The sequence below is a fragment of the Ruegeria spongiae genome, assembly GCF_023502395.1.
Lineage (GTDB): Bacteria > Pseudomonadota > Alphaproteobacteria > Rhodobacterales > Rhodobacteraceae > Ruegeria_C > Ruegeria_C spongiae.
Genome location: NZ_JAMFMB010000021.1, coordinates 14,316 through 27,363, shown reverse-complemented (window position 1 = coordinate 27,363; position 13,048 = coordinate 14,316). Strand labels below are relative to the sequence as shown.

The following is a 13,048-nucleotide window of genomic DNA, read 5'->3' as shown; positions in this document are numbered from 1 at the left end:
TCCTTATTTGACGGCGCCGAAGGTCAGGCCGCTGACAAGTTGTTTCTGGCTGAACCAGCCAAGGATGAGGATTGGCGCAATCGCCATGGTCGAGGCCGCGCTGAGCTTGGCATAAAACAAGCCTTCGGGGCTGGAGTAGCTGGCGATGAAGGCCGTAAGCGGGGCCGCCTTGGCCGCGGTCAGGTTCAGCGTCCAGAAGGCTTCGTTCCAGGCCAGAATGACATTGAGCAACAACGTTGAGGCGATGCCGGGTATGGCCATGGGGGTCAGCACATAAAGCACCTCGTCCTTCAGGCTGGCCCCGTCCATCCGCGCCGCTTCCAGAATCTCGCCGGGGATTTCCTTGAAGTAGGTGTAAAGCATCCAGACAATGATCGGCAGGTTGATCAGCATCAGCACGATGGTCAGACCGAACTTGGTATCCAGAAGCCCCAGTTTGATGAACAGCAGGTAGATCGGGTAGAGCACACCAACCGCCGGAAGCATCTTGGTCGACAGCATCCAGAGCAGGATGTCCTTGGTGCGTTTTGAGGGCACAAAAGCCATCGACCAGGCGGCAGGTACCGCGATGATGATCCCCAGGATGGTCGAGCCGCCCGCGATGACGATCGAATTCCACAGGAACCGCATGTAGTTCGACCGCTCCATGACCACGCCGTAATTTTCCAGCGTCCAGTCAAAGGCCAGGAATACTGGCGGGTCGGAAATGGCCTGCGCTTCGGTCTTGAAGCTGGTGAGGATGGTCCAGAGGATCGGGAAGAAGATCAGCAATCCGACTGCCCAGGCGGCGGCGGTATTGATGATCTTGCGGTTTTGCGTAACAGAGCGTGCCATGGGGTCCTCCTCACGCGTCCAGGTTCTTGCCGACGATGCGCATCAGGAAGATGGCAACGATATTGGCGAGAATGATTGCGTAGACACCGCCTGCCGATCCGAGCCCGACATTCTGGCTTTCCAGCACCCGCTGGAAGATCAGATAAGACAGCGTCTTGGTTCCGAAAGCGCCACCGGTGGTGACAAAGATCTCGGCAAAGATCGCCAGCAGAAAGATGGTCTGGATCAGGATCACGATGGTGATCGCGCGGCTCAGATGCGGCAGGACGATGAACCAGAAGCGTTTGATCGAAGGCGCGCCATCCATTTCCGCCGCTTCAAGCTGCTCGCCGTCCAGCGACTGGATCGCGGTCAGCAGGATCAGCGTTGCAAAGGGCAGCCATTGCCAGGACACGATCATGATCAGCGACGGCAGCGAGGCCTGGCTGAGCCATGCAATCGGCTCGGTTCCGAAAAACTTCCACAAATAGGCCAGCAATCCGTTGGTCGGGTCCATGAACATGTTCTTCCAGACCAGCGCGGACACGGTCGGCATGACAAAGAACGGGGCAATGACCAGAATTCGGACCACACCCTGCCCCCACATCGGCTGATTGAGCAGCAGCGCAAGCAGGACGCCCAGAACCACCGTGATGATCAGAACGCCGCCAACGATGGTCAGCGTGGCCTGAACACTTGGCCAGAACGCACTGGAGCCGACGAACCGCGTGTAGTTTGCGAACCCGACCCATTCGAGGCCGTTGGCCATCGAGTCGCCGCGCAGCGGAAGGTATTTCTTGAAGGAAAAGAACAGGGTCATTGAAAGTGGGATCAACATCCAGCCGAGTAGCAGGACAACCGCAGGGGCCATCATTAGGCGGGCGGCTGATCTGGAATGCTGCGTAGCCATGGAAACACCTCCTCTGTTGACGGTCAGGGGACCGCCTCGGGCGAATCTTACAGTGAATATGAAGGGATGGGGGAGCAGAGGGCGGGCATGGCGCCCTCTGCGTGTTTTTGGCGCGACCGGTCGCCTTAGCGGTACCCGGCGGCTTCCATGGCGTCGTTGGTCAGCGCCTGGGCCTTGGCCAGCGCTTCGTCGACACTCTGCTGCCCGGCATAGACAGCCGAGAATTCCTGGCTGACCTCGGTTGCGATTCCGGCGAACTCGGGGATGGCGACAAACTGGACACCGACATAGGGCACCGGTTTGACGGTCGGATTCTGCGGGTCAGCCGCATTGATCGAGTCGAGCGTCATCTTGGCAAACGGCACGGCCTGATAATCGGGGTTCGCATAAAGCGATGTCCGCGCACCCGGAGGCACATTGGCCCAGCCTTCGTTTTCAGCGACCAGTTCGATATAGTCTTTCGATGTCGCCCATTCGAGGAACGCTTGCGCCGCCTCCAGTTTCTGCGACCCGGCCGGAATGGCCAGCGCCCAGGCCCAGAGCCAGTTGGCGTTTTTGCCCAGACCGGTATTTGGCGCCAGAGCGAAGCCCACCTGATCGGCCACGGTTGAATCGTCAGGATTGGTCACGAAGGATGCCGCAACGGTTGCGTCGATCCACATGCCGCATTTGCCTTGCTGGAACAGCGACAGGTTTTCGTTGAACCCGTTGGTCGCATAGCCCGGAGGACCGGATTCCGACATCATCCCAACAAAGAAGTTCAGCGCGTCAGCCCATTCAGGCTGATCGAACTGCGCATTCCAGTCCTCGTCGAACCAGCGGGCGCCAAACGAGTTTCCGGTGACGGTGATAAAGGCACCGCCCTCACCCCAGCCGGCCTTGCCACGCAGGCAGATGCCGTTGATCTCGGCGTCGCGATCGGTCATTGCCGCCGCGGCTTCGCGGATGAATTCCCAGGTCGGGGCCTCGGGCATTTCCAGCCCGGCCTTTTCCATCAGGTCCTTGCGATACATCACCATCGAGCTTTCGCCATAAAACGGCGCGGCATAGAGCGTGCCGTCATGGCTCAGCCCGGCGCGCATCGCGGGCAGGATGTCGTCGACGTCGTAGTCCTCGGACAGACCGTCAAGCGGGACCAGCCAGCCATTGGCACCCCAGATCGGCGTTTCATACATGCCGATGGTCATGATGTCGAATGCGCCGCCCTTGGTGCTGATATCGGTCGTGACCCGCTGACGCAGCACGTTCTCTTCCAGCGTGACCCATTCAACCTCATGGCCGGTCTTGGCCGTGAAATCGTCCGTGTAACCCTGCATGCGGATCATGTCGCCGTTGTTGACGGTCGCGATGGTGATGGTGTCGGCAATAGCTCCCGAGCCCATGACAAGCGCCATGGCAGTCGCCGCACCCATTGATGCCTTGAGATACATCCTGTTCCTCCCTGTGTTGGATGTTGGGTATGACCCTACGTCCTGATCGGGAGGCAAGTCAACAAAAACTTTACGCGCGTAAACTTTTATCCGATCAGGCCGAAGACCGCAGAACGAGCTTCGCCGGGTAGAGGTGCTCTGACCTGTTCTCGAAATGCCCGCCGCTTTCGATCAGTTGAAACAACATCTCAATGACCTTGTTGGAGACCTGATCATAATCGTGGGCCACGGTTGTCAGCGATGGGCAGGTGAAGCGAGAAAACGGATGATCGTCATGTGCCGCCACGCGCAAGGTGCAGGTTTCGCCGCGCCCTACTGGTATGCCGCGTTCGAAACAGGCCGACAGAAACCCGATCGCAAGCCGGTCGTTGCTGCACAGCACAGTATCGGTCCGACCCGGTTTCTGATCCAGAAACCGCAGCCCCTCCTTGTATCCGATTTCCTCGAATCCCCAGCCATCCCCCTCGGCCTGAAAGATCTGCGGGTCAAATCCCAACCGCTCCATCATCGACACATAGGCCTTGCGGCGTTTGTTCGCGTTCGGGTTGGCCGGGCGGACCATCTCGAACAGGATCGGCGGGTTTCCGGTGCGTGTCAGATATTCCACGCTTTGCGACACAAAGCTGAAATTATCTGATCCCACAAAGGCTTCGCCAATTCCGTCCAGATTGCTATCGAACAGGATCGTTGGCACATCGCGGCAGAATTTCTCGATCACGCCTCGATCGGAAATACGCCCGAGCGGCGCCAGAAGCACACCAGCCGGCTTCATCGAGCGCAGACTGTCCAGAATGTCGACCTCCAGGTCCTTTTCGCCATGGGCGCTGAACAGGATCGGAGACAGGCCCGCCTCGATACAGCGAAGCTCGATCTTTCGGGCAATTTCGGCAAAGAACGGATCGGCCAGATACGGCACCACAATGCCGATATTCTTGGTCAGGCGGCGGTTCTGGTTGACCGCATAGATGTTGGGGCGATAGTCGTGCTCTTCCAGCGCGGCCTCGATCCGCGCCCGTGTCGAGGCACGGACACTGCCGGGATCATTGAAGTATTTCGAAACCGTCGGGCGCGAGATGCCGCTGAGCGCGGCAAATTCTTCCATGTTGCGAATCTTGTTCCCACCCATCGCGCGCGCATCCATTCCAAGCCTTAATCACGGCGACACTATACGCCCCGCCCGCTGATGAACATATCGCAAAAAATAACGCGAGAAAAGTTTTGTCGCTTGTGTGACCGACGCCCTCCCGGTCGCACATCCCATACAGATCAGAGCGCCGCGTGCCAGTCCCGAATGGCTTCGCCGATCTGATCGGGTGAATCTTCCTGAATGAAATGGCTGCCCGCCACGGTCACCTCGGACAGGTTTGGCCAGGCCCGCACGTAATCACGGACCGGCCCTGCGATCAGCGCGCCGGGCTCGGCATTGACGAACAGTTTCGGGATCGGCGTCTGTGCCAGCCAGGCGGAGTAATCCGAGACGATCGCGGTCACATCCGCAGGGTCACCCGCGATGGGAATCTGGCGTGGCCAGGTCAGCGTCGGGCGCCGGCCCTCGCCGGAAGCGGCAAAGGGGCGGCGGTATTCGGCCATTTCCGCGTCACTCAGATCGCGCAGGATCGAGCCGGGCAGGATCGCTTCGACAAACAGGTTCTTCTCCAGCACCATTTCGTCCCCGGCGGGTGAGCGCAGGGCTTGAAATATCTCGCGGGCCTCTGCGGGAAAACTGTCCCATCCCGGTACCGGCGCGACGATGGCCTCCATGAAGGAGATGCCTTTTATGGCCTCCGGCTGCGTATGAGCCCAGTGAAACCCCAGCCCGGACCCCCAGTCATGCAGCACAAGCGTCACGTTTTCGCGCACGTCCAGCTGGTCAAGCAGGGCGAACAAGTATTTGCGGTGCTCCACATAGGTGTAGCGATCAGGGCCGCTGTCATCCAGCTTGCCGGAATCACCCATTCCGATCAGGTCGGGCGCGATCAGACGGCCCTTGCCAGCCAGATGCGGCAGGATGTTGCGCCACAGGTAGGACGAGGTGGGGTTGCCATGCAGAAACACGATCGGGTCGCCCTCACCCTCTTCGATATAAGCCATCCGTTTGCCGTGGACGGTCGCGAATTTCTTTTTGTCACGAAAACCCGTAGTCATGATCTGCCCCTCGGCCCTTGCGCTTGAGTCGGCGGAAAGGTATTGGAACGACCATTCCAAAACAAGAGGAAACATGCCCAGAACCCGATCACATTCCCGCGCGGCCCTTGTGGACAATGCCATGAAAACCTTCTGGAGGATCGGCTATCATGCTGTTTCCATGGGCGATCTGGTGCGGGAAACCGGGGTCAGCCGGGGCGGAATCTATAGTGATTTTTCCGGCAAGCAGGAGCTGTTTCATGCCTGTCTGGACCGCTATCAGGACAGCGTCGTGACGCCCGTTTTCGCTCCGGTCGAGGCCGAGGATGCCGGGATCGACGCCATCCGCGCCTATTTCGACAATCTGCTGACCGGGTTCGAGTCAATGGACGGGGTCGGCATCGGCTGCCTTGTGGGCAACACGCTGACCCAGATCGACCCCACCGAAAAAGCCACCCGCAAAAAGCTGGAGGCGCATTGCATGCGGCTCGTGACCGGGTTTCGCAAGGCGCTCGCCCATGAGAACGGGGCGGACGGCCCCCTGAGCGCCGCCGATCTGGACGATCTGGCCCGCTACACGATGATTTCAGCGCAGGGGTTGTGGTCATATTCGCGGCTGACCGACGACGTCGCTATCCTGCGTTGCTACACAGACACGCTTTTGGCCTCGCTCAAGGCGCGCCTGCGCGGAGTGTCGCGGTGACGGTGCCCCTGCCCGGCGGCGCGTTCCGCTTCATCGCGCTGGATGTGGAAACCGCCTGCGGTGACAGCGCCAGCATCTGCCAGATCGGCCTGGCCTGCGTGCGCGCCGATCACAGCATTCAGACCTGGTCGACCCTGATCGACCCGCAGATGCCTTTTGCCCCCTTCAACATCGAGTTGCACGGCATCGGCCCGGACACAGTGCGGGGGGCACCGACATTCGCGGGTGTTTGGCCCGATCTACTGCCCCTGCTCGCACGTCATCCGCTGGTCCAGCACAGCCGGTTCGATGAACACGCCATCGCCGCCGCCTGCCGGGCACATGGGTTGCCGCGTGCCCGACTGTCCTGGAACAACAGCGTCTCCATCGCCCGTGTGGCGTGGCCCGAGTTGAAGGGCAATGGCGGGCACGGGCTGGGCAATCTGAAAACAGTGCTCGACCTGGACTTCCGACATCACGACGCCGAAGAGGATGCGCGCGCAGCGGCTCAGGTGGTCTTGCGGGCCGAGCAACGCCTGGCCGATACACCAGGCAAGGCGTCTGCGGTGCTTGCGCCGTTCCAACTGTCGCTGCCGCTCTGATCGGTGGTGCTGAACTCAGTTGCCGCCGCGCTTGGCGTTCAGAGTGAACTGCACCAGGTCATAAAGATCCTGCGCCGGTAGGCCCTGCGCGCTCATATCGGAAATCCACTGCTCGCGGATCGGATCGGCGGCCTTGGCCTTGAACTCGGCGATGACTTCGTCAGGAACCTTCGCCTTTGTCACGCCCTTTTCTTTCAGAACGCTGTCCCAAGTTTCAAGAAGTTCGCCATAGTTGACAAGGTAATGCGCGATCGCCTCGTCGATCGAACTGTTCAGCACGTCGCGATGTTCCGGCGGCAGTGCCTCGTAGGCCTCGATATTGACCACGACCGGACAATTCACCGTGCCGGGATTGAGGTTCTCGGTCCACCAGTCAGCCTCGTTGATGGTGCCGAAGCTCAGATGCGCATGCTGGGCAAAGGCGACCGTGTCGACAACACCCGACTGCATCGCGCCATAAGCTTCGGTCGCCGCGACCGAGGTCGGCACGCCGCCCACCGCCTCGAAGGCCTGCCCCAGACCGCCGGTGGCGCGCACGCGCATCCCGTCGAAATCAACCAACGCATCGGGCGGAGTGCCGGTGCCCACCAGATTGTATTGCGGCATGGGTGAAGTCATGATGATCCGCGCATTCCATTTCGCCATCTCGCCCAGCACCGCCGGATGATCATAGATCGCGTGGCTGACCGCCACCTCTTCCTCCAACGTGTTCACACCGAGGAAGGGCAGTTCCAGAACCGTGATCGCGCGGTTCTTGTCGCGGTGGTAGCCGGCACAGAACTGCGCCATCTCGAAGGCGCCGATTTCGATCCCGTCCAGATTCTCGCGCGGTTTCGACAAGCCGCCATAGCTGACGTTGATGGTGAATTCGCCACCCGTTTTTTCGCTGACCAGTTCAGCCAGCTTTTCTACATGTTCGGTAAAGGCGCGGCGCTTGCCCCAGACCGAGGCGTTCCATTCGGTTGCCGCGGATTGTGTCGCAAGGACAAGCCCCAGCGCCGTGCAAGCGGCTGCGGTCAGACAGGTTTTCATCAGTTCCCTCCCGGTCGGTCCACTGCTGCAGCGGACATGTCTTTGAGGGCAGACTAGGTCGACATCGCGCCGCTGCCAAGGCCCGGGATATGCGCGACTCGGAACTGGTCGAGCAGGGCCATTTACAAGCCCCCATCCCCCGCACTTCCGACTCGTATCGCCCGATTTCTGCACGGCAACACCAGAATCACGCCAATGCGCACCCAAAGGCACGCAGTGGACCCGTGCCGATGTTGACAGCAATTTTCTTATCATTTCAGAGGCCTTGCGGACATTGTTTTCAATTCATTTACACTTGATCACCGATCAGTAAAAATTCTTTACAGACAAATCGTTAATTTTCATGACTTTATTTTAATATTTTCAAACTCGCCTATACTTTCGGCAAGGAAGGAACATGATCGACAATCCCCTGCATATTGGGTGAAAAATGCGATCAACGAAAACAGTCATTGGGAGGAGCCTCAGATGACGACCGACACGCTGACCGAAAAACGGACCTATGCGCCATCGGCAGAGACCGTTTCACATGCCCATGTGGACGCGGCCAAATACGACCAGATGTACGCGGCCTCGGTCGCCGATCCAGACGGGTTCTGGGGCGAGCATGGCAAGCGGATCGACTGGATCAAGCCATACACACAGGTGAAAGACGTCTGCTACGACTTCGGCAATGTGAATATCAACTGGTACGCCGATGGCACCTTGAACGTGTCAGCCAATTGCATCGACCGGCATCTGGCGACGCGCGGAGATCAGACCGCGATCATCTGGGAACCGGATGATCCCAACGAGCCTGCCCTGCACATCACCTACAAGCAATTGCACAGCAGCGTCTGCAAGATGGCCAATGTGCTGTCCTCGCTGGGGGTGCGCAAGGGCGACCGCGTCGTCATCTACATGCCGATGATCCCCGAGGCCGCGTACGCGATGCTGGCCTGCGCCCGGATCGGTGCGATCCATTCCATCGTCTTTGCGGGCTTCTCGCCCGATGCACTGTCGGCCCGGATCAACGGCTCTGACGCCAAGGTGCTGATCACTGCCGACGAGGCCCCGCGCGGCGGGCGCAAAACGGCGCTGAAATCCAATGCTGACGCCGCCCTGCTACATTGCAAGGACACGGTGAAATGCCTGGTGGTCAAGCGCACTGGCGGCCAGACCACCTGGGTCGACGGGCGCGATTTCGACTATAACGAGATGGCGCTGGAGGCGAGCGATACCTGCGCTCCCGCCGAGATGAGTGCCGAGGACCCGCTGTTCATCCTCTATACCTCGGGCTCGACCGGGCAGCCCAAGGGCGTGGTGCATACCACCGGCGGCTATCTGGTCTATGCGGCGATGACCCATGAGATCACCTTCGATTACCATGATGGCGACGTCTACTGGTGTACGGCCGATGTGGGCTGGGTCACCGGCCACAGCTATATCGTCTATGGCCCGCTGGCCAATGGCGCCACCACGCTGATGTTCGAGGGCGTGCCGACCTGGCCCGATGCCTCCCGCTTCTGGCAGGTTTGTGAAAAGCACAAGGTGAACCAGTTCTACACCGCCCCCACCGCGATCCGCGCGCTGATGGGTCAGGGACCGGAATTTGTCGAGAAATGCGACCTGAGTGACCTCAAGGTGCTGGGCACTGTCGGCGAGCCGATCAACCCCGAGGCCTGGACCTGGTACAACGACGTGGTCGGCAAGGGTAATTGCCCGATCGTCGACACCTGGTGGCAGACCGAGACCGGCGGCCATCTGATGACCCCCCTGCCCGGCGCCCACGCGATGAAACCCGGCGCGGCGATGAAGCCATTCTTTGGCATCGAACCGGTGGTTCTGGACCCGCAATCGGGAGTCGAGATCACCGGCAACGGAGTCGAGGGTGTTCTGTGCATCAAGGACAGCTGGCCCGGCCAGATGCGCACCGTCTGGGGTGATCATGAGCGGTTCGAAAAGACCTATTTTTCGGATTACAAAGGCTATTACTTTACCGGTGACGGCTGCCGCCGCGACGCGGACGGCGATTACTGGATCACCGGGCGCGTCGATGACGTGATCAACGTCTCGGGCCACCGGATGGGCACCGCCGAGGTCGAAAGCGCGCTGGTCGCCCATGCTGCCGTGGCCGAGGCCGCTGTGGTGGGCTACCCGCATGATATCAAGGGTCAGGGCATCTATTGCTATGTCACCCTGATGAATGACCGTGAACCATCGGATGATCTGCTCAAAGAGTTGCGCACCTGGGTCCGCACCGAGATCGGACCGATCGCCAGCCCGGATGTGATCCAATGGGCGCCTGGCCTGCCGAAAACCCGTTCGGGCAAGATCATGCGCCGCATCCTGCGCAAGATTGCCGAGAATGACTTTGGCGCTCTGGGTGACACCTCGACACTGGCCGATCCCTCGGTCGTCGAGGACCTGATCGAAAACCGGGCGGTGAAGTGATGGAGACCCAGGTTCTCACCACCCCCGCCGTTCTGATCCTGCTCGGGCCTCCGGGCGCGGGCAAGGGTACGCAGGCCCGCAAGCTGGAAGAGCAGTTCGGGCTGATCCAGCTGTCGACCGGTGATCTGCTGCGCGCCGCTGTCGCCGCCGGAACCGAGGCTGGCAAGCAGGCCAAAGAGGTCATGGAGGCCGGCGGCCTGGTCAGCGACGAGATCGTCATCGCCATCCTGGGCGATCGTCTGGCGGAACCTGATTGCGCCGGTGGCGTGATCCTTGACGGGTTCCCGCGCACCGATGCGCAGGCCAGGGCGCTCGATACGCTGCTGGACAAAAACAACCAGAAGGTCAGCGCCGCCATCAGCCTTGAGGTGAACGACGACGCGATGGTGACCCGGATCTCGGGCCGCTACACCTGCGGCGGCTGTGGTGAGGGCTATCACGACACGTTCAAGACCCCGCAAACCGACGGCAAATGCGACAATTGTGGCCATACCGAGTTCAAGCGCCGCGCCGATGACAACGCCGAAACGGTCGCCAGCCGGTTGCGCGCCTATCACACCCAGACAGCCCCGCTGATCACCTATTACGACAGCCGGGACGTATTGGAGAGAATTAACGCCATGGGCGAGATCGACGAGATCGCCCGCGGCCTTGCCACCATCGTCAAGGGGGCGATGCGCTAGGCGAGAAGACCGGGGCCGGGTCAACCCCTGCCCCACCCCCTGATGAAAGATCCGGACTGACCGCTTTGGCGGACCGGTGACGTCATGCCTGTAGCCAGTGAAGCGGCGCAGGCAAACGGAGGAGGTTTGCCCGATCCCCGGGCAAATCAGGAGGAAGCAAGGAGGACCCGCGATGGCGGATCAAACCACAAACTCCGCGCAAGTTGCCGAGGCTGACAAAGGCTATTGGCAGGCGAATGTGCGGATCATTCTTGTGAGCCTGGTGATCTGGGCTCTTGTCTCGTTCGGTTTCGGCATTCTGCTGCGCCCGATGCTCTCGGGCATCAGCGTCGGCGGCACCGATCTGGGCTTCTGGTTCGCGCAGCAAGGCTCGATCCTGGTCTTTCTGGGCCTGATCTTTTTCTACGCCTGGCGGATGAACAAACTCGACGCCGAATATGGCGTGGATGAGGAGTAAGCGTCATGGATCAGTTTACCATCAACCTGCTGTTTGTAGGCGCGTCTTTCGCGGTCTATATCGGCATCGCGATCTGGGCCCGTGCGGGGTCCACATCTGAATTTTATGCCGCCGGGCGCGGCGTGCACCCGGTCACCAACGGGATGGCCACGGCGGCGGACTGGATGTCGGCGGCCAGCTTCATCTCGATGGCGGGTCTGATTGCCTTTACCGGCTATGACAACTCGTCCTTCCTGATGGGCTGGACCGGCGGCTATGTTCTGCTGGCCCTGCTGCTGGCGCCCTATCTGCGCAAGTTCGGCAAGTTCACCGTCTCCGAGTTCATCGGCGACCGGTTCTACAGCCCGACCGCGCGCGTGGTGGCCGTGATCTGCCTGATCGTGGCCTCGGTCACTTATGTGATCGGTCAGATGACCGGTGTCGGCGTGGCCTTTGGTCGCTTCCTCGAAGTCAGCAACACCACCGGTCTGCTGATCGGCGCGGGCGTGGTGTTCGCTTATGCGGTCTTTGGCGGCATGAAAGGCGTGACCTATACGCAGGTGGCACAATATTGCGTGCTGATCACCGCCTACACGATCCCGGCGATCTTCATCTCGCTGCAGCTGACTGGCAATCCGGTTCCGGCGCTTGGCCTGTTTGGCGACGCCGCTGGCACCACCGAGCCGCTGCTGACCAAGCTGGATGCGATTGTCTCCGAGTTGGGATTCGCGGAATACACCGCACACCACTCGAACACACTGAACATGGTGCTGTTCACCCTGTCGCTGATGATCGGTACCGCTGGACTGCCGCATGTGATCATGCGCTTCTTCACCGTGCCGAAAGTGTCCGATGCCCGCTGGTCGGCTGGCTGGGCGCTGGTGTTCATTGCGCTGCTCTATCTGACGGCCCCGGCTGTGGGTGCCATGGCGCGTCTGAACATCACCGACATGATGTGGCCCAATGGTGGCATCGACGGTGGCGCCGTGAAGGTCGAGCAGATCGACAATGATGCGCGCTATGACTGGATGGCCACGTGGCAGAAAACCGGTCTGCTGGACTGGGAAGACAAGAACGGCGACGGCAAGATCCAGTACTACAACGACAAGTCGGAAAAGATGCAGGAACTGGCCGCTGAAAAGGGCTGGGTCGGCAACGAGTTGACCAAGTTCAACCGCGACATCCTGGTTCTGGCCAACCCCGAGATCGCCAACCTGCCGGGTTGGGTGATCGGTCTGGTCGCGGCTGGTGGTCTGGCGGCTGCTCTGTCCACTGCTGCCGGTTTGCTGCTGGCGATCTCGTCGGCGGTGTCCCACGACCTGATCAAGGGTTCTATCAACCCGGCAATCAGCGAAAAAGGTGAGCTTCTGGCGGCGCGGATCGCAATGGCCGTGGCCATCGTGGTGGCAACCTATCTGGGTCTCAACCCTCCAGGCTTTGCGGCACAGACGGTTGCCCTGGCCTTTGGTCTGGCGGCTGCCTCGATCTTCCCGGCGCTGATGATGGGTATCTTCTCGAAGAAGATCAACAATGTCGGTGCAGTTGCGGGTATGCTTGCGGGTCTGACCGTGACGCTGGTCTACATCTTCCTGCACAAGGGCTGGCTGTTCATTCCGGGCACCAACTCCTTCACCGATGCCGATCCGCTGCTGGGTCCGATCAAGTCGACCTCCTTCGGTGCCATCGGTGCCATGGTCAACTTCGGCGTGGCCTATGTGGTTGCCGGCATGACCAAGGAGACCCCGCAAGAGATCAAGGATCTGGTCGAAAGCGTGCGCATCCCCCGTGGGGCAGCGGCCGCGACGGCGGATCACTGATATGCCGGGCGGGCCCTTTACCCTCCCTGTAACGGCCCGCCCGCATTAGACTGGTCCCGTCTGGCCTTGGCCCGGCGGGACTTTTT

General features: G+C 60.5%; 12 protein-coding genes. 6 read left to right on the top strand and 6 right to left on the bottom strand.

Features of this window, described 5'->3' with window-relative positions; genetic code table 11:
- Positions 1-3: 3 nt before the first annotated feature.
- The 5 genes from M3P21_RS15890 to M3P21_RS15870 all read right to left on the bottom strand — a co-directional run bounded on the left by M3P21_RS15890 (position 4) and on the right by M3P21_RS15870 (position 5,298).
- A complete protein-coding gene (locus M3P21_RS15890) occupies positions 4-834 on the bottom strand; it encodes a carbohydrate ABC transporter permease (protein ID WP_249711391.1) in 831 nt (276 codons plus the stop codon).
- A 10-nt stretch (positions 835-844) separates the two neighbouring features.
- On the bottom strand, positions 845-1,723 hold the full coding sequence (locus M3P21_RS15885) for a carbohydrate ABC transporter permease (protein ID WP_249711389.1): 879 nt from the start codon (positions 1,721-1,723) through the stop codon (positions 845-847).
- Positions 1,724-1,848: 125 nt separating this feature from the next.
- The gene (locus M3P21_RS15880; protein ID WP_249711387.1) at positions 1,849-3,153 is read right to left on the bottom strand and encodes an ABC transporter substrate-binding protein; all 1,305 of its coding nucleotides are present in this window, start codon (positions 3,151-3,153) and stop codon (positions 1,849-1,851) included.
- A gap of 94 nt (positions 3,154-3,247) precedes the next feature.
- The gene (locus tag M3P21_RS15875; protein WP_249711386.1) at positions 3,248-4,279 is read right to left on the bottom strand and encodes a LacI family DNA-binding transcriptional regulator; all 1,032 of its coding nucleotides are present in this window, start codon (positions 4,277-4,279) and stop codon (positions 3,248-3,250) included.
- Positions 4,280-4,419: 140 nt separating this feature from the next.
- On the bottom strand, positions 4,420-5,298 hold the full coding sequence (locus M3P21_RS15870; protein WP_249711384.1) for a haloalkane dehalogenase: 879 nt from the start codon (positions 5,296-5,298) through the stop codon (positions 4,420-4,422).
- Here M3P21_RS15870 and M3P21_RS15865 point away from each other — a divergent pair.
- Both M3P21_RS15865 and M3P21_RS15860 read left to right on the top strand, forming a co-directional pair.
- Positions 5,297-5,980 (top strand): TetR/AcrR family transcriptional regulator, encoded by a 684-nt coding sequence (locus tag M3P21_RS15865; RefSeq protein WP_283781005.1) that lies wholly within the window; start codon positions 5,297-5,299, stop codon positions 5,978-5,980. The two genes, M3P21_RS15870 and M3P21_RS15865, sit on opposite strands and share 2 nt — an antisense overlap.
- Positions 5,977-6,561 (top strand): exonuclease domain-containing protein, encoded by a 585-nt coding sequence (locus M3P21_RS15860; RefSeq protein ID WP_373320049.1) that lies wholly within the window; start codon positions 5,977-5,979, stop codon positions 6,559-6,561. Before M3P21_RS15865 ends, M3P21_RS15860 begins: the two co-directional genes overlap by 4 nt.
- A 15-nt stretch (positions 6,562-6,576) precedes the next feature.
- Here M3P21_RS15860 and dctP read toward each other — a convergent pair whose 3' ends face one another.
- On the bottom strand, positions 6,577-7,593 hold the full coding sequence (gene dctP, locus M3P21_RS15855) for a TRAP transporter substrate-binding protein DctP (RefSeq protein ID WP_249711382.1): 1,017 nt from the start codon (positions 7,591-7,593) through the stop codon (positions 6,577-6,579).
- A 468-nt stretch (positions 7,594-8,061) separates the two neighbouring features.
- Here dctP and acs point away from each other — a divergent pair, with 468 nt between their 5' ends.
- From acs to M3P21_RS15835, 4 genes are all read left to right on the top strand, one after another.
- Entirely contained in the window at positions 8,062-10,026 is a 1,965-nt protein-coding gene (gene acs, locus M3P21_RS15850) for an acetate--CoA ligase (RefSeq protein ID WP_249711381.1), read from the top strand.
- A complete protein-coding gene (locus tag M3P21_RS15845) occupies positions 10,026-10,709 on the top strand; it encodes an adenylate kinase (RefSeq protein WP_249711380.1) in 684 nt (227 codons plus the stop codon). Before acs ends, M3P21_RS15845 begins: the two co-directional genes overlap by 1 nt.
- 172 nt (positions 10,710-10,881) lie before the next feature.
- Positions 10,882-11,166, top strand: a complete 285-nt coding sequence (locus tag M3P21_RS15840; RefSeq protein WP_249711378.1) for a DUF4212 domain-containing protein — start codon at positions 10,882-10,884, stop codon at positions 11,164-11,166.
- 5 nt (positions 11,167-11,171) lie between these two features.
- The gene (locus tag M3P21_RS15835) at positions 11,172-12,962 is read left to right on the top strand and encodes a sodium:solute symporter family protein (protein WP_249711376.1); all 1,791 of its coding nucleotides are present in this window, start codon (positions 11,172-11,174) and stop codon (positions 12,960-12,962) included.
- The last annotated feature ends 86 nt before the right edge of the window (positions 12,963-13,048 follow it).